The following is a 22,885-nucleotide window of genomic DNA, read 5'->3' as shown; positions in this document are numbered from 1 at the left end:
TGCAGCAGCAAGCCGGTGTTTTTATTTGTGCTTCCGGCCCGATGCCGCCGATGCATAGCGCCGGGCCAGTACGCTGGCCGGCACGCCGAGCCGGTGCGCCAGGGCAAACAGGCGGTTGCGCAGGGAGCGCCACCACCAGCCATCACGCTGCCAGCGCCTTGGATCCACCCGCAGGCCCTGCTTGAGCTGAACCAGCGCCCCCTGTCTGCGCAACCCTCTGATCAACTCGACTTCTTCGAACAATGGCCACGGACTGTGCTGTCCGGCCTGCTGATAGGCAGCAGCGCGGACGAACAATCCCTGATCGCCGTAGGGAATGCCGCAACGCGTGCGCCAGTTGGTCAGGCGTTCGATCAGACGGCCCTGCCAGCAGCCGGGGCCGGCAAAGCGGAAGGCAAAGTAAGCGCCCGTTGCGCCGCTGTTGAGCGCTGCGCGGAGCGCCGGCAGCGGATCGCCTTCTAGCTGCGCATCGGCGTGCAGAAACCACAACAGGGGATTGGCAGCCTGAGCCGCACCGAGCCGCAGCTGTTCACCGCGGCAGGGTGCAGCGGCCAGCCACAGGGCATCGTACTGCTGGCACAGTTCGCGGCAGGCCGGGTTGCTTGCCCCGTCGACGACGATGATCTGCAGGTCGGCCACCGTCGCAGACGGCAGCTGGCGCAGGCTGGCCAGCAGGGCGGCGAGACAGGCTTCGTCGCGGTAGCAGGGAATGATCAGGCTGATCGCGGCTTCAGTCATGCCGGGCCATTCCCGCTGCCGCCAGGTGGTTGCGCAACTTCACCCGCGCCGGCCGCTGCTCGGCGTGCAGTGCGTCGGCCAGCAGCAACAGGTCTTGCTGATGATCAATATCAAACAGCTCGCCCGCGATCTGTACGCTGTGGCCGGCGTCCCGGCAACAGTCGGCCAGTGCCTGGCCCAGTTGCGCGGTACTCCAGGGCAGCTGGCTGAGATCGGGCCAGGCAAGATTCGACGCCATCAGCACCACGCCACCATCGCGGGCAGCCAGCAGCACCGTGTCGGCGTTTTCCAGCGCGGCTGTCACCCGCGCCAAGTCGCTGACCTGCAGGGCCGGCGCATCGCTGCCGATGAACAGCAGTTGCCGGTGGCCAAGTGCGCGCAGGCGCTGGTCCAGATCGTTCAGGCGTTGGCCGAGATTGCCTGCGCCTTGTGCCAGCACCCGCGCCTGCGGGCAGAGCGCCTGCGCCCAGGCCAGATGTTGCGCGTGATCAGGCGCCAGCACTCTGGCAGCGGGCCATTGCTGCAGATCTTCCAGTGCGCAGTCGAGCAGCAGTCCGGCAATCTGCAGTGCCGGTTGCTGGCCAATCTGCGCGGCCAGGCGCTGCTTGGAATGGCCGGGTGCGGGACGCTTGCACAACAGAACCAGTGCGGCTCCCTGGCTGCTGTTGTGCTGGTGTGCATGTATTGCCGTCAAACCCTGACTCCAGTTGTTGGTTATTCACGTTCTTTCTGGTGTAACAGACAGCACCAGGCCGGCTTTGTTACATCCGGCAGCATGTGCGGGCGCAGCCTGTGGCTCAGTCGCCCGGGCCTGCCCATATAATCGTCGCACAACGGCAGCATTCAGAATTTTTACCGGAAATCTGTAACGCCAGCCTGTTTCAACGCTCCATAAGGCATTCCACAAAGGTAATCCCGTACATGCATGCAATGCTGCCACTCCTCGACACACTGCGCTTTCCCGAGATTGCACGCGGGCAACTGCAGGCGTTGCAGGTCAATCTTACCTACCGTTGCAATCAGCGCTGCCTGCATTGTCATGTGAATGCCGGGCCGACGCGTACCGAAGCGATGACGGACGAGAGTCTGGCGCTGTTGCTGCAGGTGATCGATAGCCACTCGGTTGGCACGCTGGATCTGACCGGTGGTGCGCCGGAGATGCATCCGCGCTTTCGTGAACTGGTCAGTCATGCGCGGGCGGAAGGCTTGCGCGTTATCGACCGCTGCAACCTGACCATCCTCAGTGAACCGGGATACGAAGATCTGGCCGGATTTCTTGCCGGGCAGGGCGTGGAAATCAGCGCCTCGTTACCGTGCTACTCGCGGGATAACGTCGACAAGCAGCGTGGCGATGGCGTCTTCGATGCCAGCATCATCGGCCTGCAGAAGCTCAATGCGCTGGGCTATGGCGTGGAAGGCAGCGGGCTGATCCTCAATCTGGTGTACAACCCGCAAGGGCCGAGCCTGCCGCCAGCGCAGGCACAGCTGGAGGCCGACTACAAAGTGCATCTGCAGGAAGATTTTGGCATTGCCTTCAATCACCTGCTGACCATTACCAATCTGCCGATTGCGCGCTTTGGCAGCACCCTGGTGAGCAAGGGCCAGTTCAACAGCTACATGCAGCTGTTGCGTGACAGCTACCGTGCGGAGAACCTGGAACAGGTGATGTGCCGGGATCTGCTGAGTGTCGACTGGCAGGGTTATCTGTACGACTGCGATTTCAACCAGATGCTCGATCTTCCGCTGGAGTTGCCGCTGATCGGCCGTGAGCGCGCCCATTTGCGCGATCTGCTGCAGGCGCAAAGCCTTGCCGGCAACCCGATCATTACCCGTGACCACTGCTTTGCCTGCACCGCAGGGCAAGGCTCAAGCTGCTCCGGCGCGCTCAAGGCGCAGGAATAACCCGATGGATAACAACGCGCTGCTCGGGGTGTTTTTCTGGGGCTTTCTGCTGCTCTACGGTGTGCTGATGTATGCCCTGTCGCCGCGTGCAGTGACGCTCGGCGGCTTCTTTCAGGGCGAAGATGCCCAGGGCCGCAGCGCCGCCCCCTGGCTGCTGACCTCAAGCATTTTCATCAGCTGGATTTTCGCCAAATCGGTAACCAATGCCGCCAATCTGGGGGCCAGTTACGGGCTGGTTGGCGGCCTCGCGTATGCCACCTACTGGCTGTCGATTCCGCTGGCCGGGCTGGTCATCTTCCGCCTGCGCCGGCGCTTCGGCGCCACCGGACTGGTCAGTTTTCTGACCACCCATTACGGGCGAGCCGCGGCACTGGCGTTTACCGCGGCAATCCTGATTCGTCTGTTCAACGAGGTGTGGAGCAACACGGCGGTGGTCGGCGGCTACTACGGTGATTCCGGCAGTGCCGCGTTCATCGGCGCGGCGCTGCTGTTTACTGCGGTTACCCTGGCCTACAGCCTGCGTGGCGGCCTGCGCAGCTCGATCCTCACCGATGCGGCGCAGGCGGCAATCTTTCTCATCGCGCTGCTCTGGGTGCTCGGTCTGGTTTTGCCGCGTCACAGCCTGTCCGAGCTGGGCAGTACCAGCCACTGGGCGCTGAACGCCGGCGTGGACTTGTTGCTGGTGGCCGGGCTGCAGCTGTTCAGCTATCCGTTTCATGATCCGGTACTGACCGATCGTGGTTTTATCAGCGAAGAGAAAACCATGCTTCGGTCCTTCGTGCTCGCCGGCATTCTCGGTTTTCTGGCGATTCTCGCCTTCAGCCTGATTGGCGTGCATGCAACCCTCAGCGGGATTGCCGCCTCGGATAACGTGCCGGCCGCACTGGCCAAGTCGATGGGTGTGGTAGCCCTGCTGGTGATGACCGTGGTGATGGTCTCGGCCGCCGGCTCGACGCTGGATTCAACCTTCTCCAGTCTGGCCAAGCTGGCCGGGCGTGAACTGCCGGCGCTGGCCGGGCGCGATCTGGGGCAGAAGTCCATCGGCGTCGGCGTAGCTGCCATGGTGATGTTCGCCGTGCTCGGCAATCTGCCGATGCTGGCCGGCACCGACATACTCAAGGCCACCACCATCAGCGGCACCATGGTCATCGGCCTGGCGCCGGTGTTCGTGCTGCACGGTGTGGTGCGGCCGACCCGCCTCGGCTTTCACCTGAGTTTCTGGACCGGCCTGGGTCTGGGCACGGCACTGGTGCTCGGCTGGATTCCGCCAGGCTGGGCCATCGGCGATGGCAAGTACGCCCTGCTGCTGGGCACCAACCTGTATGGACTGGGACTGTGTGTGCTGGGCTATCTGCTGCCCGGCTGGCTGGCCGCCAGGCGTTATCCGGCGGAGTCTGCATGAAGCGTTACAGCTGCGTTGAGGCCGTAGGAGCGGGCTTGCCCGCGAAGCGCTGGTCTGGCCCGGATCGTGGGCAAGCCCGCTCCTGCTGCTGGCTCCGGGCAGCCGGGCGCTTTGCTTGTGCTTGCCTGGGGCTGTCGCATGAGGTGGCCAGGTGACGGCCCTGCGTCCGGGTCGCGACTGCCCGCTGGATTACCGCCTGCCGGTAACGGCCTTTCAGGGCGAGCCGCTGTTTGCCTGTGACAGCCTGTATGTGGTCGGCGGACTGTATGGCAACCGTCAGGCGCTGGATGCCCTTGACCGCCTGCTGGCGGACGAGCCGCAAGCACTGGTGGTGTTCAACGGCGACCTGCACTGGTTTGACCGTGACCCCGGGCTGTTTGCCGAAATGGAACAGCGTGCCGCCGGCCATTGTGTGTTGCGCGGCAATGTCGAGACCGAGCTGGCCAGAGCACAGGATCTGGGTGCCGGCTGCGGCTGTGCCTATCCCGACAGCGTGGCGGAACAGACGGTGGACTGGTCGAACCGCATTCATCAGGAACTGGTGCAGACGCTGGCTGCATTACCCGAGTTGCGCGCACCACTGGCGCAGCGTGCTGCTTGCGCCGTGGTGACAGTCGCGGGGCAGCGGGTAGCCATCAGCCATGGCGACGAGGCCTCGCTGGCCGGCTGGCAATGTTCCCGTGAGGCCCTGCAACAACCGCAGCGCCAGCTAGCGCTGGATACCTGGCTGCAGCAGCAGGGCGTGCAGGTGTTCGCCACCAGCCATACCTGTGCGCCGGTGCTGCTGGGCTTGCCGGCAGGCGTGCTGATCAACAACGGCGCGGCCGGTATGCCGAATTTTGCCGGCACCACCCATGGCCTGATCAGTCGCATTGGCCGCACATCCCATGCCGCTGCGCTGTACGGCATCGAGCAGGCCGGGCTGTGGATTGAAGCGCTGCCACTGGCCTATGACCAGGCTGCGTTCATGGCCGATTTTGACCGCCAGTGGCCGGCGGCCAGTGCCGCCGCGCAGTCCTACCGTCAGCGCCTGCTGCACGGTCCAGACGACGCGCGGGACCCGCTACTGCCGGCTGGTTTCAGGCAGTGCACTACACCCTCTGTGCAATCAACGGATTACTGATGAATACTCGCAAGCTGGTTCTACTCACACTGATCGCGCTGCTGATCGCCGGGTTCTTTGCCTTCGATCTGGGCCAATACCTCAATCTGGCTGCGCTGAAGGAGCAACAGGGCGCGCTCAACCAGCGGGTTGCCGAGGGGCCGATGCTGGCCGCAGGGCTGTTCTTTGTGCTCTATGTGCTGGTCACCGGCTTGTCGCTGCCCGGTGCGGCCATCATGACCCTGGTGGCGGGGGCCTTGTTCGGCCTGTTGGGCGGTACTGTGCTGGTGTCCTTTGCCTCGACGCTGGGGGCCACCCTGGCCATGCTGATCAGCCGTTTTCTGCTGCGCGACTGGGTAGAAGCGCGCTTCGGCCAGCGTCTGGCCAGCTTCGATCAGGGTATCGAGCGTGAAGGCGCGGCCTTTCTGTTTGCCCTGCGGCTGGTGCCGGTATTCCCGTTCTTTCTGATCAATCTGGGCATGGGCCTGACCCGTTTGCCGGCGCGTACCTACTGGTGGGTCAGCCAGATCGGCATGCTGCCCGGCACCCTGGTGTATGTGAACGCCGGACGTGAACTGGGCCAGCTCGATTCGCTGGCCGGCATTCTCTCGCCGGGACTGCTGGGTGCCTTTGTCCTGCTTGGTGTGTTGCCGCTGGTGTCGCGCAAGCTGCTGGAGCTGGTCAAGGCACGCAAGGTCTACGCCGGCTGGGTCAAACCGAAGGCGTTTGATCGCAACATGATCGTCATCGGTGCCGGCTCCGGCGGCCTGGTTTCGGCCTATATCGCCGCAGCGGTGAAAGCCAAAGTGACGCTGATCGAGAAGCACCAGATGGGTGGCGACTGCCTGAATACCGGCTGCGTGCCGTCGAAGGCGCTGATCCGTTCGGCCAAGCTGGCCCATGAAATGGGCAAGGCCGAGCAGCTGGGGTTCAGGGCAGTAAAACCCGAGGTGGATTTTGCTGCGGTGATGCAGCGCGTGCAGCGGGTGGTGGCCGCTATCGAACCGCATGATTCGGTCGAGCGCTACAGCGGCCTGGGCGTGGAAGTGCTGCAGGGCGAGGCGAAGATCACCTCGCCGTGGACGGTGGAGGTCAATGGCCAGACCCTGAGTACGCGGGCCATTGTGATTGCCACCGGTGCGCGTCCGCTAGTGCCAAAGATTGCGGGTATCGAGCTGGTGACGCCGCTGACTTCGGACAATGTCTGGGACCTGCGTGAGCAGCCCCAACGCCTGCTGGTGCTCGGTGGCGGGCCGATTGGCTGCGAACTGGCGCAAGCCTTCCAGCGTCTGGGCAGCAGTGTGACCCAGGTGGAAATGACCGAACGCCTGCTGATCCGTGAGGACCCCGAAGCCAGCCAGGCGGTGATGGCCAGCCTGCGCCAGGATGGTGTAGACCTGTGCTTGCAGCACAAGGCCGTGCGCTTCGAGATCATCGAGGGGCAGCAGCATCTGGTGTGCCTGAATCTGGCCGATGACAGTGAAGTAGCGATTGCCTTCGATCAGGTGCTGTTCGCCCTGGGACGGGTGGCCAACGTCAAGGGCTTTGGCGCGGAGCAGCTGCAACTGGCGCTGCGCTCCAATGGCACCCTGGAAGTCGACGAATACCTGGCCACGCGTTTCCCGAATATCTTCGCCGTGGGTGATGTCACCGGCCCCTATCAGTTCACCCATACCTCGTCGCACCAGGCCTGGTACGCAGCGGTCAACGGCCTGTTCGGCGGCTTCAAGCGCTTCAAGGTGGATTACCGGGTGATCCCCTGGGCGACCTTTACCGATCCGGAAGTCGCCCGTGTCGGACTCAACGAGCAGGATGCCAGGGCACAGGGAATTGCCTGTGAGGTGACCCGTTTCGGGATTGACGATCTCGACCGGGCTATCGCCGATGACGCCGCCAGTGGCTATATCAAGTTGCTGACCGTGCCGGGCAAGGATCGCATTCTCGGCGTGACCATCGTCGGCGAGCATGCCGGTGACCTGATCGCCGAATACGTGGCGGCGATGAAGCACGGTCATGGTCTGAACAAGGTGCTCGGCACCATCCATATCTACCCGACCCTGGCCGAAGCCAACAAGGCCGTGGCCGGCGAATGGAAACGCGCCCATGCCCCGCAGACGGTCTTGCGCTGGGTGGCCAGATTCCATCAGTGGCGTCGCGGCGGCAAGCAGGCGGATCAGGCCGTGGTTGCGGAATGACGGCGAACGCGCCATTCGATCTGCTATTGGCCGGCGCCGGCCATGCCCATCTGGGCGTGCTGCGCCTGTGGCGCGCCGGGCAACGGCCGGCAGGCCGCATCGCGCTGGTCAGCGAAGGGCCTTATGCCTGGTACTCGGGCATGCTGCCGGGCTTGCTGGCCGGTCGCTATCGGCCGCAGCAATGCCGCATCGCCCTGGCACCCTTGTGTGCCGCAGCCGGTGTCGAGTTTCTGCAAGGTCGTCTGCTCGGTCTGGATGCAGCCAGCAACAGCGTCAGCCTCGAAAATGCCCAGCGTTATGCCGCCCGCTGGTTGTCGCTCAATCTGGGTTCGCAGCCGCAGGCGCCGGCCACTACGGACATCTCACTGGCGCTGTTGCCGGTCAAACCGTTCGCGGCCTTCCTGCAGGGCTGGAGTGAGTGGCAACAAGCACCACAGGCGCTGGCCATTCTCGGCGGCGGTGCGGCGGGTGTGGAGCTGGCGCTGGCGCTTGGCCGGCAGGTGCCGCAACTGACCTTGCTCAGCAACAGCCCGCTACTCAACGGCCACCCGCCAGCCTTGCGCCGGCGGGCGTTGCGCCATCTGGCGGCTGCCGGTGTGCAGGTCATGGAAGGCGTGGCCGTGGATGCCATACAGGGCGACAGCCTGTTGGCTGACGGACACAGCGTCTGGCGCGGCGGGCGGGTAATCCTTGCTACCGGTGCCAGTGCCTTGCCCTGGTTGCGCGAGTCCGGCCTGGACACCGACGCGCGCGGTTTCGTGCGGATCGGCCCGACCTTGCAGAGCCTCTCCCATCCCCATGTGTTTGCCGTGGGTGATTGCGCCAGCCTGCCGGCTACCCCGCGCAGCGGGGTGTATGCCGTGCGTCAGGGGCCGCTGCTGGCGGCCAATCTGGCAGCAGCCCTGGCTAGCCAGCCACTACAGAAATATCAACCACAGCGACAGGCTCTGGCATTGCTGGCCGACGGGCAGGGCGGGGCGCTGCTCAGCTGGGCCGGCCTGACCGCCGAAGGCAAATGGCTGGGCCGCTGGAAGGACCGGCTGGATCGCCGCTTCATGGCACTGCACGGCGCCGAGAGCTGACAGCTGGCAATGCATTAAAAAACCGCTGGCCAGCTACGACAGGGGCCGGTGACAAACTTGTCTTGGAAGGAGCAACACAATGAAGATCTGGACGCTGTTACTACTGCGCATATCGCTAGGCTGGCTGCTGGTGATCTGGGGCGCTGACAAGGTGTTTAACGTTGAACACGGGATGGCCGTGGCCAACAAGTTCTACTTCGGCTTTCTGGCGGCGGAAAGTGCGCTGCAAATTGCCGGCATCTTGCAGGTTCTGCTCGGTCTGCTGGTGGTGTTCGGGGCTATGCGCCGCTGGGCTTACCCGCTGCAGTTGCTGCTTAACGGCGCATCGTTGCTGGCCGTAGCGCAGTCGGTGATTGACCCCTGGGGCTGGGTGTTCAGCGGAAGCAATGCGCTGTTCTACCCTTCGCTGATCATCATGGCGGCAAGTCTGCTGCTGATCGCTTTCCGTGACGAGGATCGTCTGGCAGTCGATAACATTTCCCGCTAAAGCGCGGCTGCGTTGACCGCCTGTAGGCCGGTCAACGCAGCAGGCTCAACCACCCAGATAGGCGTCGCGTACTTTCGGGTCGACCAGCAGTTCGGCGCCGGTGCCCTGCATGACGATGTGGCCGTTTTCCAGCACATAGGCACGGTCGGCCAGCTTCAACGCCTGGTTGGCGTTCTGCTCGACGAGGAACACGGTGACGCCGTCCTCGCGCAGCTGTTCGATGATGTCGAAGATCTGCTGGATGATGATTGGTGCCAGCCCCAGCGAGGGTTCGTCGAGCAGCAGCAGGGTCGGTTTGCTCATCAGCGCCCGGCCGATGGCGAGCATCTGCTGTTCGCCGCCGGACATGGTGCCGGCACGCTGGGCGAAGCGCTCCTTGAGCCGCGGGAACAGGTGCAGGACCTTGTCCATCTGCTCCTGATAGGCGCCCTTTGCGGTGAAGAAGCCGCCCATGGCGAGGTTTTCCTCGACCGTCAGGCGGGCAAATACCCGGCGTCCTTCGGGCACCACGGCAATGCTCCTGCGCATGATGTCCGGGGTATCCAGACCGACCAGCTCATCGCCCATAAAGCGGATGCTGCCGCTGCTGGCCTGTGGCGAGCCGCAGAGGGTCATCAGCAGGGTGGATTTGCCGGCGCCGTTGGCGCCGATCAGGGTGACGATCTCGCCTTGCTCTACATCGATGCTGATGTTGTGCAGGGCCTGGATCTTGCCGTAGAAAGTGCAAACGTCCTTGAAATTCAGCATGGCTTACGCTTCCCCCAGATAGGCTTTGATCACTTCCGGGTTGTTGCGGATCTGCTCCGGCGTCCCGTCAGCCAGCGGCGTGCCCTGGTTGATCACGTAGATGTAGTCGGAAATGCTCATGACCAGCTTCATGTCGTGCTCGATCAGCAACACGGTGACATTGTGCTTGTCGCGCAACATGCCGATCAGCGCCTTGAGGTCTTCGGTTTCGCGCGGATTGAGGCCGGCGGCCGGTTCGTCGAGCATGAGGATGCTCGGCCGCGTCATCATGCAGCGGGCGATTTCCAGACGGCGTTGCTGGCCATAGGCGAGGGTGCCGGCCGGGCGGTTGGCGAACTCGGTCAGGTTGACCTGCTCCAGCCAGTGCGCGGCAAACTCCATGGCGGTGTGCTCGCTGCGGCGGAAGCCCTTGGTGCTGAACAGGCCGGAGAGGAAGTTGGTGTTGAGATGGCGGTGCTGGGCCACCAGCAGGTTCTCTACCGCCGTCATGTCCTTGAACAGGCGCACGTTCTGGAAGGTCCGCACCACACCCTTGCGGGCGATCTTGTGCCCGGGCAGGTTCTGGATCGGCTCGTCGTTGAGCAGGATCACGCCATCGGTGGGCTCGTAGAAGCCGGTCAGGCAGTTGAACACGGTGGTCTTGCCGGCACCGTTCGGGCCGATCATCGACACCACCTGCTTTTCCTGCACCTTCAGGGCAACCTGATCGACCGCCAGCAGGCCGCCAAAACGCATGGTCAGTCCGCTGACCTCGAGAATCGGGCGGCTCATGGTTTCAACTCCAGGTGCGGCCGCTGCATCGGCAGCAGGCCCTGTGGGCGCCAGATCATCATCAGCACCATCAGTGCGCCGAACATCAGCATGCGGTAGTCGCTGAATTCGCGCATCAGTTCCGGCAGCAGGATCATCACCACGGCAGCGAGGATGATGCCCAGCTGCGAGCCCATACCGCCGAGCACGACGATGGCGAGGATGATCGCCGATTCGATGAAGGTGAACGACTCCGGTGTGACCAGACCCTGGCGGGCGGCGAAGAAGCTGCCGGCAAAACCGGCGAAGGTGGCCCCCAGGGTGAACGCCGAGAGCTTGATCACGGTGGGGTTCATGCCCAGTGCGCGGCAGGCGATTTCGTCTTCACGCAAGGCTTCCCAGGCGCGGCCGATCGGCATGCGCAGCAGGCGGTTGATCACGAACAGGGTGATCAGCACCAGCAACAGGGCGACCAGATAGAGGAAGATCACCTTGTTGATGCTGTTGTAGGCAATGCCGAAGTACTCATGGAAGGTCTGCATGCCTTCGGCGGCCTTGCGCTCGAAGGTCAGGCCGAACAGCGTTGGCTTCTCGATATTGCTGACGCCGTTGGGGCCGCCGGTCAGCCAGGTCATGTTGCGCAGCAGCAGGCGGATGATTTCGCCGAAACCGAGGGTAACGATGGCCAGGTAATCGCCGCGCAGGCGCAACACCGGGAAGCCGAGGATAAAGCCGAAGAATGCTGCCATCAGTCCGGCCAGCGGCAGACAGGTCCAGAAGCCCAGGCCGTAGTAGTGCGAGAGCAGGGCGTAGGTGTAGGCGCCGACGGCGTAGAAGCCGACGTAACCCAGATCAAGCAGGCCGGCCAGACCGACCACGATGTTCAGGCCGAGGCCGAGCATTATGTAGATCAGGATCAGCGTGACAATGTCCACCGAGCCGCGGCTGACCATGAACGGCCAGACCAGGCCGACCATCACCAGTGCGAGAATGATCCAGCGCTGGGTCGAGGGGCGGGTGAGGAAGTCGCTGGCAGCGCCGGGCACTTTCGGCATCTCGGGCACCCGCGACCAGAGTGCGCTCAGGCGGCTGCGCAACAGTTGCCAGATGAACATCAGCACGGCCGCGCCGGCAATGGTCCACAGCACGGCCGGGCTGGCGCCATGCACTTCCAGCTTGATGCCGACGGTGGTGAGTTTCAGGCCCAGTACCGGGTAGGCCACGGCCAGCACCAGCAGGGCGCTGAAAAAGGCGGTTTTCAGGGAGGAGGCGTTGCTCATACTTTTTCCACCTCCGGGCGGCCGAGAATGCCGGTCGGGCGGAACAGCAGCACCAGTACCAGCAGGCTGAAGGCCACCACGTCCTTGTACTGGTCACCGAAGATGTCGGCGCCGAAGGCTTCGGCAACACCAAGCACCAGGCCACCGAGCATGGCGCCGGGAATGCTGCCGATGCCGCCGAGCACGGCGGCGGTAAACGCCTTGATGCCGGCGAGGAAACCGATATTGGGGTTGATCACGCCGTATTGCAGGCCCAGCAGCACGGCGGCAACGGCCGCCAGCGTGGCGCCGATGACGAAGGTCAGGGCGATGATGTTGTTGGTGTTGATGCCCAGCAGGTTGGCCATCCGGATGTCTTCGGCGCAGGCCCGGCAGGCACGGCCCAGGCGCGAACGCGAGATGAACAGGGTGAGGCCGAGCATGACCACAAAGGTGATGATGAAGATCAGCACCTGCATATAGGAAATCACCACGCCGTTCATGGTGCTTTCACCGAAAACGAAATTCCCCGGGATCAGGTTGGGAATCGCCTTGTCCTTGGAGTCCTGCGCCAGCAGTACTTCGTTCTGCAGGAAGATCGACATGCCGATCGCCGAAATCAGCGGAATCAGCCGGTTGCTGCCGCGCAGCGGCCGGTAGGCAATGCGTTCGATGCTGTAGCCGTAAGCACTGGTGACGATGATGCTGGCGGCAAAGGCGGCGACGATGATCAGCGGCAGGCTGTCGATACCGAGCATGCCCAGGCCGATAATGGCGATAAATGCCGCGTAGGAGCCGATCATGTACACCTCGCCGTGGGCGAAGTTGATCATGCCGATGATGCCGTAAACCATGGTGTAACCAATGGCAATCAGCGCATAGGTACTGCCCACAGTCAGGCCGTTAACCAGCTGCTGCAGATAATGATAAAGATCAGGCATTGCCTAACTCCTGATGCATCGCGCGGAACGCTCTGCGGATGCCATAAAACGGGGTTGTCACTTTAATAGACAAAGCCCACTGCGGTAAGGCAGTGGGCTCTGGTTGACGCGGGGCAGCCCTGCTTATTTAAGCGGAGCTTCGGTCTTGGAACCGTCCTGATGCCACTCGTAGACGACGAAGCTGAAGTCTTTCAGGTCGCCCTTGTCGTCGAAGGCCAGGGTGCCGGTCGGGGTATCAAAGCTGTTGGCGCGCAGGGTAGCTGCGACCTTGGCGGTGTCGGTGCTGTCAGCCTTGTCGATACTCTCGGCAATCACCTGGACTGCTGCGTAAGCCGGGAATACGAACGGGCCGCTGGCATCCTGGTTCTTGGCCTTGAAGGCTTCGACCAGTGCCTGGTTTTTCGGATCCTGATCGAAGGATTTCGGCAGGGTTACCAGCATGCCTTCGGAGGCCGGGCCGGCAATGGCGGAAATTTCCTTGTTACCCACGCCTTCCGGACCCATGAACTTGGCCTTCAGGCCTTTTTCGGCGGACTGACGCAGGATCAGACCCAGCTCGGGGTGGTAGCCGCCGTAGTAAACGAAATCGACATTGGCTTGCTTGAGTTTGGCGATCAGCGAGGAGTAGTCCTTGTCGCCGGCATTGATGCCTTCAAACACCGCCACATTGACGCCGCTGCTTTCCAGAGCACCCTTGACCGAGGTGGCCAGGCCTTCGCCGTATTGCTGCTTGTCATGGATCACGGCGACAGTCTTCGGCTTGACCTGCTCGACGATGTATTTGGCAGCGGTCGGACCCTGCATGCTGTCCAGACCGATGGTACGGAAGGTCAGCTGGTGGCCGCGGGTAGTAATGTCCGGGCTGGTGGAGGCGGCGGTAATCATCAGGATGCCTTCGTCTTCATAGACGTCGGAAGCCGGCTGGGTAGAGCTGGAGCAGAGGTGGCCAACCACGAACTTGATCTCGTCGTTGACGATTTTGTTGGCCACGGCCACAGCCTGCTTCGGATCGCAGGCGTCATCGTACGCCACGCCTTCGAGCATCATGCCGTCAACACCACCGGCCTTGTTGATCTGCTCGATGGCCATTTCGGCGCCGATGAACTGCATTTCACCGTACTGGGCAACCGGGCCGGTTTTCGGGCCGGCGAGGGCGATCTTGATGGTGTCCGCTGCTGGGGCATAGCTGGTCATGCCGGCCAGAACGAGTGCGGTGAACAGTTTTGAAAGCTGTTTGGTTGCTTGGTTCATAGGGTATCCACTCTGGTGTTTTTTGGTTTTTGGACGTAGTGGCCAGTCTCCGGAACGCTGCAGAACGCGATTCCGGAAGCGGCGACGATACTTGCGCAGTGTAGTTTGCTGTTTTACCGATTGAAAAGACGTAAATTTCATCGGGCGCATTTATCTGTCGCATAAATGACATAAACGTACATAAAAGCGCTGCGCGCAGTTTTGCCGCGCTGGCCCGACTTTGGCCGTGACGTTACTATCTTCGCGCGCCTTTTCGCCGGAGATTGTCATGACTGCACAGCCAAGCCCCCTCTATCTGAGCCTGCTGGGTGAAACCGCCCGGATCAGCTGGACGGAATTGCAGCCTTTTTTCGCCCGCGGAGCCTTGCTGCAGGTGGCGGGTGAGCTGGATCTGGTGGCGGTGGCGGTTGCGCTGGCAGAGGATGACCGCGGGCGCGTCGCTGGCTGGCTGGAGGCAGGTCTGCTGGCCGAAGTTACCGCGCTGCAGGCAGAGGATCTGTTGCTGCGGGATCCCGAGCTGTGGGCAGTGGTGGTGGCACCCTGGGTGGTAATCCAGGAGCGCAGCGGCAAGCCGCAATTGCACTAGGGCATCGGTTATTGCGCAATTGTGCGTCAGGACTGGACGTGACGGGCATTATCCTTAATGCTCGCAGGAAATTATCTACTGTGAGGGTTGCGCCATGTTTGAACCAGGTCATTTGCATCGTGCCTTTAGTGGCGTACCCGGTACCCCCACAGGGCATGTCGATGTGTTTTACGAAGTTCACCACGATGCAGCCGAAGGCACCCTGATGCACTTCAAGGTCACCGGCAATCTTGATGGCAAGGACTTCACCGAAGAATTCGACATGCACCGGGATACGGCCTTCAATTTTGCCAGCCTGATTGCCAAGGCAGTGGTGAAGCAGGGATTGCCCTCGGCAGTGAGTCCGATCATGCGCAATCACAAGGAATACGATGCCATGTTCGAAGACATTCGCAAAAAGCTCGATGCCAAGTCCGGTGAGGCAGTGAATCTGACCAATCTGGAAAAAGACGGTCTCTGAGTAGTTGCCGCAAGCGCCCGAGAAGTGCTCGACCGCCTGCGGCGGTTGACCTGGCGCTTCAATTTGCAGGGCCCCTCCATGCTTGAATCCTTTCCTTCTCTGGCATTTGCCGGGCTGGGCCTGATGGGCCGGCCCATGGCCGGGCGTCTTCTGGCTGCCGGCTACCCGCTTACCGTGTGGAATCGCACGGCAGACAAGTGCCTGCCGCTGCTGGAGCAGGGTGCACATCGGGTTGAGACGCCTGGCGAGCTGTGTGCCGGCGCAGAAATTGTCCTGCTCTGCCTGGCCGATACCGCAGCTGTACACGAGGTGGTGTTCGGTGCTGAAGGTCTAGCCGTCCATGGCCGGCCGGGGCAATTGCTGGTGGATTTCTCCAGCCTCGATCCGCAACGTACAAAAAGCATGGCGGTTGAGCTCGAAGCCCGTTGCGGCATGCGCTGGGTCGATGCGCCGGTATCCGGTGGCGTGCCTGGAGCACAAGCGGGGACTCTGGCGATAATGGCCGGTGGCGCCTATGACGATGTCGAGCGTGTGCGGCCGATCCTTGCCCACCTGGGGCAGCGGGTCACGCACATGGGTGGCACAGGCAGCGGGCAGATCACCAAGCTGTGCAACCAGATGATCGTGGCCTGCAACGCGCTGGTGATTGCCGAAGCAGTGGCACTGGCCGAGCGATCGGGTGTCGATGCAAGCTTGCTGGCGGATGCGCTGGCCGGCGGTTTTGCCGACTCCAGGCCGTTGCAGATACTGGCGCCGCAGATGGCCGCGCGCAGCTTCGAACCGGTCAAGTGGCATGTGCGTACGCTGCTCAAGGACCTAGACAGTGCCGTCAAACAGTCAGGCACAAGCGGCTCGGCCACACCCATGAGCGGGCTGGCCGCCCAACTGATGCGACTGCATGGTCAGCAGGGGGCGCTGGACAAGGACCCCGCCACGCTGATCGGGATGTTTGAGCCACGCGAATGAAGATCGCTGCCAACCTGTCGCTGTTGTTCAGCGAAATGCCCCTGTTGCAGCGGGTGCGGGTGGCCGCAGTGGCCGGTTTCGACGGCGTGGAAATCCAGTTTCCTTATGAAGTGCCTGCCATTCAGCTGGCCGAGGCGTTGCAGCGTGCCGGCCTGCCGCTGGTGCTGATCAATCTGCCTGCCGGTGACCTGATGAGCGGTGGTGCCGGGCTGGCCTGTGTGCCGGCACGTCAGGCCGGTTTTGCCGCAGCGTTGCAGGAAGCCCTGAGCTACGCGGCCATGACCCGTCCACACAAGGTCAATGTGCTGGCTGGCAGACTGACTGACGGGATGAAGGCGGAGCAGGCCTGGCAATGTCTGGTCGGTAATCTTCGCGATGCCGCACAAGCGTTCAGCGCGTTGGGTATCCAGGTACTGTGCGAAGCGATCAATCCGCTGGATATGCCGGGATTTCTGCTCAATACCCCGCAGCAGATGCTGGAGCTGCTGGCGGCGGTGGATCATCCGAATCTGGCGCTGCAGCTCGATCTGTACCACATGGCCCGGCAGGGGCTGGATTTGCCGGCGGTTATCCGGCAGCTGGCAGGCCATATCGGCCATGTGCAGTTTGCCGATTGCCCGGGGCGTGGTGAACCGGACAGCGGGCAGCTGGATTTCAGCGCGGCTTTGGCTGCGCTGCAAGCGGTTGGCTACCAGGGCTGGCTGGGCGCCGAATACCGGCCCTCGACTGCCGGGCATCTGGCCTGGCTGGCGCGCTGGCGCGCGCAGGGTTGAGCCTGAGGTGCACTTCTTGGGGTAATGGAAGTGCCTGTGGGAGCGCCGGCCCCGGCGCAAGCTTCAAGATTTTTTCGCGGCGAGGCGCCGCTCCCACGGACTTCTGGTTTGGCTGGCGCGCTGGTGCGCAGGGTTGAGCCTGAGGTGCACTTCTTGGGGTAATGGAAGTACCTGTGGGAGTGCCGACCCCGGCGCGAGCTTCAAGATTTTTTCGCGGCGATGCGCCGCTCCCACGGATTTCTGGCCTGGCTGGCGCGCTGGCGCGCGCAGGGTTGAGCCTGAGGTGCACTTCTTGGGGTAATGGAAGTGCCTGTGGGAGCGCCGGCCCCGGCGCAAGCTTCAAGATTTTTTCGCGGCGAGGCGCCGCTCCCACGGACTTCTGGTTTGGCTGGCGCGCTGGTGCGCAGGGTTGAGCCTGAGGTGCACTTCTTGGGGTAATGGAAGTACCTGTGGGAGTGCCGACCCCGGCGCGAGCTTCAAGGTTTTGTCGCGGCGAGGCGCTGCGCTTCCACTCAAACCCAGCTGGGCAGGCGTTTCAGTATGGGGTTGGCCAGGCGCAACATGCTGCTGGCAAACAACTCGGCAAACGGTGTGCAATAGCCCCAGGCGAATGCCAGCAAGGTCAGAATCACTCCGCCGACCAGATCGTCACTCAGCCAGTGCGCACCGGCGACCAGCCTGGGCAACATCAGGAACAGGGTCAGTAGCAAAATCAGAGCGAGCTTGCCGCCGCGAGCGAACAGGGCCAGGAATGCGCCCCACAACATCAATACCGATGCATGATCGCCGGGGAAGCTGCGTTTCGAGGCATCTTTGAGGTCCATGTGCTCAGCCAGCCAGGGGAATTGCTCGCTCAGGCGCAGGCTGCCGTCGATCATCAGCGACGGGCTGCTGTGCTGCCAGTCATAGGCTTCCACCAGTCTGGCAAACAGCACACGCAGGATCAGCAGGGCGCCCAGCAAGCCAATGAAGGTAAACAGCGCGTGGAAGCGTTCGCCCTGGCTGAACAGCCAGTCCTTGCGCAGGATCAGCAACAGCATCAGGCCGGCAGCCAGCAGGTCGAAGGTGCGCACACTGGTAATGGCCCAGAAGCCGGCCCAGACAGGATGCAGGTCCAGGCTGCCGTTGAGCAGATGAAAAGCCTGCTTGTCCAGCAGGTCCCAGAGTCCCCGTCCGGTGGGCCATAACCAGCTGGCCAGCAATAGCAGTGCGCACAGGTGCAGCCAGAGCAGGGCCGGCAGGCGCCAGGCAGCCTGGGTGCGGAGTAATTCAGGACAGTTTGAAGTCATCGGTTTCGGTATCCGTGAGGGCAACGGGATCGCCAGCGTCGGGCTTTTTGTTGTGGGTTGCTGTGGCATGCCGCAACAGCGGGGGCATTTTCGCCCAGATACCGGTGAAGATGAAGCGCAAGTTTGCAATGAAAACCGGGCAGACCGTCTGTTTTGATGAATTTTTGACAGAACCTGACTTAGTATGCGCGCCCGGTAATCAGTTACCTGTTCCTGTCCTCTGGAGTGCAATGCATGGCTGTCGGCAAGTGGCGATTGAATTCGCCAATCAGTTCCGCGCGTCTGGTGTTTTATGTGGCGCTGGCACTGGTGGTTGTTTACAACACGGCGACCTGGCAGGCGTTGCATCGTCTGGTGCCGCTGGATGGGGTAAAAAACGGCGCGTTTTATCTGTCTTTCGCTTTTTTCCTGCTGGCATTTTTCGTCCTGCTGCTGACGCTGGTTTCCTTCAAGTATCTGCTCAAGCCGGTGCTGTCTCTGCTGCTGCTCAGTTCGGCGGCGGCGGCCTACTTCATGAACAGTTACGGCATCACCATCGATACGGTGATGGTGCAGAACATCTTCGAAACCAATCCGGCCGAGGCCGGTGCGCTGATCAGTGCGCGCATGCTTGGCTATCTGTTTTTTCTCGGGCTGTTGCCGGCGCTGCTGATCTGGCGCCTGCCGGTGGAGTACAAGCCGTTTTTCCGCGGTTTGCTGAACAAGTTGCTGGTCAGTGCTGCCTGCGTGGCGACCGTGTTGGTAATGGTGGGTGCGTTCTATTCGACCTACGCGCCGATCTTCCGTGAAGAGGACAAACTCACCCACTTCATCAACCCGACCAATTACCTCTATGCCGTAGGCAAGTTCACCAAGCAGTCGCTGGTCATCGAGAAAGTCGAGGCCTTGCAGCAGATCGGCCTGGACAGCAAGACCGGGCCGGAGCTGGCCAAACGGAAGAAAAAGTCACTGGTGATTTTCGTGGTCGGCGAAACCGCACGGGCCGACCATTTTTCCCTGAATGGCTACGAGCGTGAAACCAATCCTGAACTGAAAAAACAGGACATCCTCAACTTTACCGGTGTGCATGCCTGCGGCACGTCTACTGCGGTGTCTGTGCCGTGCATGTTCGCGGTGTTCCCGCGTGAGGATTTCAGCAACAAGAAGGGCAAGACTTATGAAGGCGTGCTGGATGTGCTGCAGCGTGCCGGTATCAGCGTGTTCTGGCGTGACAACAACAGCGATTGCAAAGGTACCTGCCTGCGCATTGCCAATGACGATGTCTCCAAGCGCAAGAACAGCCCGTTCTGCAACGACCGGCGCTGCCTGGATGAAGTGATGCTGGAAGACCTGCAGGCCTACATTGACGGTCTGGAGGATAACGCGCTGATCGTGCTGCACTCCGATGGCAGCCATGGTCCGGAGTATTTCGACCGTTATCCGGAGTCCATGGAGCGCTTCAAGCCGGTGTGTCGCACCAACCAGCTGAGCAGTTGCAGCACTGAGGAGCTGGTCAACGTCTACGACAACACCATTCTTTACACCGATTATTTTCTCAGCCAGGTGATCGAGTTGCTCAAACGCAACGAGGCCGAGCGCGATACGGCGATGATCTATGTCTCCGACCATGGCGAGTCGCTCGGCGAGAACGGCCTGTATCTGCACGCAGCGCCTTATTCGATCGCGCCGGAAGCGCAGACCCACGTGCCGATGGTCATGTGGTTCTCGCCGGGCGCTTATCAGGACTGGGGCATCAGCAAGGATTGCATGCAGGCCAAGCAGGGCGATCCGGAGCTCAGCCACGACAACATTTTCCATTCCCTGCTGGGCTTGTTCGACGTGCAGAGCACGGTCTATCAGTCAGGATTGGACATGTTCAGCAGCTGCCGTCCGGCCAGCTGATTCAGTTACGCTGACGGCGCAATCACCTGCAGGTGGTTGCGCCGTTTTGCTGTCTGCGGCTAGTGCCTGGCGGGCAGTTTTTCCATGCCCGGTTAACCGGCCACCAGTACCCGAACCGCCTCCAGGCGCAAGGCAGCTTTTTCCAGAAAGGCCAGTCCATCCTCGCGCTGCTGGCGCAGTGCCTGGATTTCGCTGTCGCGAACGCTCGGGTTGACCTGCTGCAGTGCCGTCAGGCGGGCCAGTTCCTCGTCCAGTTCGGCGATCAGTTGCTGGCGCGCTTGTGCCACCCGCTCTTTGTGCCTGGGGACAATATGCCCTTCGGCGGCATTGATCTGCCGGGTCAGCGGCTCGCGCTGGGCCTGCACGAACTTGCTGGCGCTGCCGCGTGGCACGCTTTCCAGCTGGTCGTTCAGCGTATTCAGCGAGACCTTGGCTGCCAGATCGTTACCGTTGCCATCGAGCAGGCAGCGCAGCGCCAGCGGGGGCAGGAAACGCCCCAGTTGCAGCCCGCGCGGGGCAACCACTTCACTGACATAGAGCAGTTCGAGCAGCACGGTGCCGGGTTTGAGCGCCTTGTTCTTGATCATTGCCAGCGCGGTATTGCCCATCGAGCCGGACAGCACCAGATCCATGCCGCCTTGCACCATCGGGTGTTCCCAGGTGAGGAACTGCATGTCTTCACGGGTCAGTGCCTGGTCGCGGTCGTAGGTGATGGTCACGCCTTCGTCGTCACCCAGCGGGAAACTGGCATCCAGCATCTTCTCGCCGGGCTTGAGTACCAGGGCGTTTTCCGAATGGTCTTCACTGTCGATGCCGAAGGCGTTGAACAGCTCTTCCATATAGATCGACAGGGCAAACTGGTCGTCCTGCTCAAGAATGTCGGCAACCAGTGCTTCGCCTTCGCCGGCTCCGCCGGAGTTGAGCTCCAGCAGGCGGTCACGGCCACTGTGCAGCTCGGCTTCGAGGCGCTCGCGCTCGGCCACGGCTTCACCGAGCAAGGCCTGCCAGGGTGCCGGCTGGTTGTCTTCGAGCAGCGGCAGCAGGCGCGGGCCGAACTGGTGTTGCAGGGCGTTGCCGGTCGGACAGGTGGAGAGAAAGGCATTCAGCGCCTGGTGGTACCACTGGAACAGCCGGTCCTGGGCGCTGTCCTGCAGGTACGGCACGTGCAGCTGGATACGCTGCTGCTGGCCAATGCGGTCGAGGCGGCCGATGCGCTGTTCGAGCAGATCCGGGTGGGCTGGCAGATCGAACAGTACCAGGTGGTGGGCAAACTGGAAGTTGCGGCCTTCACTGCCGATTTCGGAGCAGATCAGCACCTGGGCGCCGAACTCTTCATCGGCGAAGAAAGCGGCGGCGCGGTCGCGTTCGAGGATGCTCATGCCTTCATGGAACACCGCTGCCGGAATGCCGGAGCGCAGGCGCAGGGCATCTTCCAGGTCGAGGGCGGTTTCCGCGTGGGCGCAGATCACCAGCACCTTGAAACGCTTGAGCATCTTCAGCGTATCGATCAGCCAGTCGACGCGCGGATCAAATCGGCACCAGTGTTCACTGCCACTATCCGGGCTGGCCTGAAAGCTGACTTCCGGATACAGGTCGGCGTGTTCGCCGGGCGCCAGGAACAGGTACTGGTCGGGGTTCTCCAGCGGATAGGCATGCAGCTCGCGCTCGGGAAAGCCACGCACGGCGGCACGCGTATTGCGGAACAGCAGGCGGCCGGTGCCGTGGCGATCGAGCAGTTCGCGCACCAGACGGGCACGCGCGCTCTCGTCGCCGGCATCCAGGCTTTCCAGCAGCTCATGTCCCTCGGCGCCGAGAAAGCCTTCAATGGCCTGGCGTGCGGCCTTGCCCAGCTTGCCGTGCTCGAGCAGTTCCTGCACCGCCTCGGCGACCGGTTTGTAGTTGGCGCTTTCGGCACGGAACGCCTGCAGATCGTGGAAACGGTTGGGGTCGAGCAGGCGCAGGCGCGCGAAGTGACTGTCCAGGCCGAGCTGTTCGGGGGTGGCGGTCAGCAGCAGCACACCGGCAATTTCTGCCGCAAGCTGTTCGACCAGCAGGTACTCGGCGCTGGCCTTTTCCGGGTGCCAGACCAGATGGTGCGCTTCGTCGACCACCAGCAGATCCCAGCCTGCCGCCAGCGCGGCTTCCTGCGCCGCTGCATCGGCCTTCAGCCAGTCCAGCGAAACCAGCGCCAGCTGGCAGTCTTCGAAGGGGTTGGCTGCATCGCTTTCGGCAAAGCGTTCGGCGTCGAACAAGGCCACTTGCAGGTTGAAGCGCCGGCGCATTTCCACCAGCCACTGATGCTGCAGGGTTTCCGGTACCAGGATCAGCACACGGTTGGCGCGTCCGTTGAGCAGCTGCCGGTGGATCACCAGACCGGCCTCGATGGTCTTGCCCAGCCCGACTTCGTCGGCCAGCAATACGCGCGGGGCGATGCGGTCAGCCACTTCGCGGGCAATGTGCAGCTGGTGGGCAATCGGTTGCGCCCGTGCGCCGCCCAGGCCCCAGAGTGGCGATTGCTGCTGGCGACTGAGATGCTCGAGGGTGTGATAGCGCAGGGTGAACCAGTTCAGCGGATCGATCTGCCCGGCGAACAGGCGGTCGCTGGCCAGGCGGAACTGGATGAAGTTCGACAGCTGGGTTTCCGGCAGGATGCACGGCTCGTGCTGCTCATTGAAGCCCTGATAGATCAGCAGGCCATCGATATCCTCGACCGTCTGCACGGTGAGCTTCCAGCCCTCGAAATGGGTGATTTCATCGCCCGGCGCAAAACGCACGCGGGTCAGCGGGGCGTTGCGCAATGAATACTGGCGGGTTTCGCCGGTCGCCGGGTAAAGCACGGTCAATAGCCGTCCTTCGGTCATCAGGATGGTACCCAGCCCAAGTTCCGCTTCGCTGTCACTGATCCAGCGCTGTCCCGGTTGGTATTCTTGCGTCATGCGTGTCTCCAGCTGGCGAAAAAGCCGGTTATGGTAACGGAACGCCCGGCTCGGGGCGACTTCAGTAGCCTGATTTACCGGTTGTACAAGTGTAGTTGCTACCCTCAAATGCCAGATTCCGTGGCCATCCGATCAACC

Annotated in this window: 20 protein-coding genes; 11 read left to right on the top strand and 9 right to left on the bottom strand. The window is 62.3% G+C overall.

What is annotated here, in order from left to right:
- Window positions 1-21: 21 nt before the first annotated feature.
- A complete protein-coding gene (locus tag BLT89_RS09490; protein WP_090194499.1) occupies window positions 22-738 on the bottom strand; it encodes a TIGR04283 family arsenosugar biosynthesis glycosyltransferase in 717 nt (238 codons plus the stop codon).
- Entirely contained in the window at window positions 731-1,432 is a 702-nt protein-coding gene (locus tag BLT89_RS09485) for a DUF2064 domain-containing protein (RefSeq protein ID WP_197673496.1), read from the bottom strand. Before BLT89_RS09485 ends, BLT89_RS09490 begins: the two co-directional genes overlap by 8 nt.
- A gap of 227 nt (window positions 1,433-1,659) precedes the next feature.
- On the opposite strand from BLT89_RS09485, the gene arsS reads away from it, so the two are divergent.
- From arsS to BLT89_RS09455, 6 genes are all read left to right on the top strand, one after another.
- Window positions 1,660-2,640, top strand: coding sequence for an arsenosugar biosynthesis radical SAM (seleno)protein ArsS (arsS, locus tag BLT89_RS09480; RefSeq protein WP_090194497.1), 981 nt, complete (start codon window positions 1,660-1,662; stop codon window positions 2,638-2,640).
- 4 nt (window positions 2,641-2,644) lie between these two features.
- Window positions 2,645-4,042: an SLC5/6 family protein gene (locus BLT89_RS09475; RefSeq protein ID WP_090194495.1), complete on the top strand. Its 1,398-nt coding sequence runs from the start codon at window positions 2,645-2,647 to the stop codon at window positions 4,040-4,042.
- A gap of 151 nt (window positions 4,043-4,193) precedes the next feature.
- Window positions 4,194-5,165, top strand: a complete 972-nt coding sequence (locus tag BLT89_RS09470; RefSeq protein ID WP_197673495.1) for a metallophosphoesterase family protein — start codon at window positions 4,194-4,196, stop codon at window positions 5,163-5,165.
- Complete coding sequence (locus BLT89_RS09465; RefSeq protein ID WP_090194493.1) at window positions 5,165-7,339, top strand: FAD-dependent oxidoreductase; 2,175 nt, start codon at window positions 5,165-5,167, stop codon at window positions 7,337-7,339. The genes BLT89_RS09470 and BLT89_RS09465 overlap by 1 nt, the downstream gene beginning before the upstream one ends.
- Window positions 7,336-8,421, top strand: a complete 1,086-nt coding sequence (locus tag BLT89_RS09460) for an FAD-dependent oxidoreductase (RefSeq protein ID WP_090194492.1) — start codon at window positions 7,336-7,338, stop codon at window positions 8,419-8,421. The genes BLT89_RS09465 and BLT89_RS09460 overlap by 4 nt, the downstream gene beginning before the upstream one ends.
- Before the next feature lie 79 nt (window positions 8,422-8,500).
- Window positions 8,501-8,908: a DoxX family membrane protein gene (locus BLT89_RS09455; protein ID WP_090194490.1), complete on the top strand. Its 408-nt coding sequence runs from the start codon at window positions 8,501-8,503 to the stop codon at window positions 8,906-8,908.
- A gap of 45 nt (window positions 8,909-8,953) precedes the next feature.
- Here BLT89_RS09455 and BLT89_RS09450 read toward each other — a convergent pair whose 3' ends face one another.
- The 5 genes from BLT89_RS09450 to BLT89_RS09430 all read right to left on the bottom strand — a co-directional run bounded on the left by BLT89_RS09450 (window position 8,954) and on the right by BLT89_RS09430 (window position 13,856).
- Complete coding sequence (locus BLT89_RS09450; RefSeq protein ID WP_090194489.1) at window positions 8,954-9,655, bottom strand: ABC transporter ATP-binding protein; 702 nt, start codon at window positions 9,653-9,655, stop codon at window positions 8,954-8,956.
- A gap of 3 nt (window positions 9,656-9,658) precedes the next feature.
- Window positions 9,659-10,426, bottom strand: a complete 768-nt coding sequence (gene livG, locus BLT89_RS09445) for a high-affinity branched-chain amino acid ABC transporter ATP-binding protein LivG (RefSeq protein ID WP_090194488.1) — start codon at window positions 10,424-10,426, stop codon at window positions 9,659-9,661.
- The gene (locus BLT89_RS09440; RefSeq protein ID WP_090194486.1) at window positions 10,423-11,685 is read right to left on the bottom strand and encodes a high-affinity branched-chain amino acid ABC transporter permease LivM; all 1,263 of its coding nucleotides are present in this window, start codon (window positions 11,683-11,685) and stop codon (window positions 10,423-10,425) included. Before BLT89_RS09440 ends, livG begins: the two co-directional genes overlap by 4 nt.
- Complete coding sequence (livH, locus tag BLT89_RS09435) at window positions 11,682-12,605, bottom strand: high-affinity branched-chain amino acid ABC transporter permease LivH (protein ID WP_090194485.1); 924 nt, start codon at window positions 12,603-12,605, stop codon at window positions 11,682-11,684. The genes BLT89_RS09440 and livH overlap by 4 nt, the downstream gene beginning before the upstream one ends.
- Before the next feature lie 123 nt (window positions 12,606-12,728).
- Window positions 12,729-13,856, bottom strand: coding sequence for a branched-chain amino acid ABC transporter substrate-binding protein (locus tag BLT89_RS09430; protein ID WP_090194483.1), 1,128 nt, complete (start codon window positions 13,854-13,856; stop codon window positions 12,729-12,731).
- Window positions 13,857-14,124: 268 nt separating this feature from the next.
- Between BLT89_RS09430 and BLT89_RS09425 the strand changes: the two genes are divergently transcribed.
- The 4 genes from BLT89_RS09425 (at window position 14,125) to BLT89_RS09410 (ending at window position 16,641) form a co-directional block, all read left to right on the top strand.
- Complete coding sequence (locus BLT89_RS09425) at window positions 14,125-14,442, top strand: DUF2288 domain-containing protein (protein WP_090194482.1); 318 nt, start codon at window positions 14,125-14,127, stop codon at window positions 14,440-14,442.
- Window positions 14,443-14,536: 94 nt separating this feature from the next.
- Window positions 14,537-14,902 (top strand): DUF5064 family protein, encoded by a 366-nt coding sequence (locus BLT89_RS09420; RefSeq protein WP_090194481.1) that lies wholly within the window; start codon window positions 14,537-14,539, stop codon window positions 14,900-14,902.
- A gap of 78 nt (window positions 14,903-14,980) precedes the next feature.
- On the top strand, window positions 14,981-15,868 hold the full coding sequence (locus BLT89_RS09415) for an NAD(P)-dependent oxidoreductase (protein ID WP_090198888.1): 888 nt from the start codon (window positions 14,981-14,983) through the stop codon (window positions 15,866-15,868).
- Window positions 15,865-16,641 carry a hydroxypyruvate isomerase family protein gene (locus BLT89_RS09410; RefSeq protein WP_090194479.1) on the top strand — a complete coding sequence of 259 codons (777 nt, stop codon included), beginning with the start codon at window positions 15,865-15,867 and terminating at the stop codon, window positions 16,639-16,641. The genes BLT89_RS09415 and BLT89_RS09410 overlap by 4 nt, the downstream gene beginning before the upstream one ends.
- A 512-nt stretch (window positions 16,642-17,153) precedes the next feature.
- On the opposite strand, the gene BLT89_RS09405 is transcribed toward BLT89_RS09410, so the two are convergent.
- Window positions 17,154-17,930, bottom strand: coding sequence for a phosphatase PAP2 family protein (locus BLT89_RS09405; RefSeq protein WP_157718833.1), 777 nt, complete (start codon window positions 17,928-17,930; stop codon window positions 17,154-17,156).
- A gap of 234 nt (window positions 17,931-18,164) precedes the next feature.
- Between BLT89_RS09405 and BLT89_RS09400 the strand changes: the two genes are divergently transcribed.
- A complete protein-coding gene (locus BLT89_RS09400) occupies window positions 18,165-19,811 on the top strand; it encodes a phosphoethanolamine transferase (RefSeq protein ID WP_090194477.1) in 1,647 nt (548 codons plus the stop codon).
- A gap of 92 nt (window positions 19,812-19,903) precedes the next feature.
- Here BLT89_RS09400 and rapA read toward each other — a convergent pair whose 3' ends face one another.
- The gene (rapA, locus tag BLT89_RS09395; protein WP_090194475.1) at window positions 19,904-22,747 is read right to left on the bottom strand and encodes an RNA polymerase-associated protein RapA; all 2,844 of its coding nucleotides are present in this window, start codon (window positions 22,745-22,747) and stop codon (window positions 19,904-19,906) included.
- Window positions 22,748-22,885 lie beyond the last annotated feature (138 nt).

Origin of the sequence: Pseudomonas pohangensis (assembly GCF_900105995.1) — a bacterium.
GTDB lineage: Bacteria > Pseudomonadota > Gammaproteobacteria > Pseudomonadales > Pseudomonadaceae > Aquipseudomonas > Aquipseudomonas pohangensis.
Note: the sequence above shows the minus strand (reverse complement) of the source record. Positions and strands in the feature narration are given on the sequence as shown.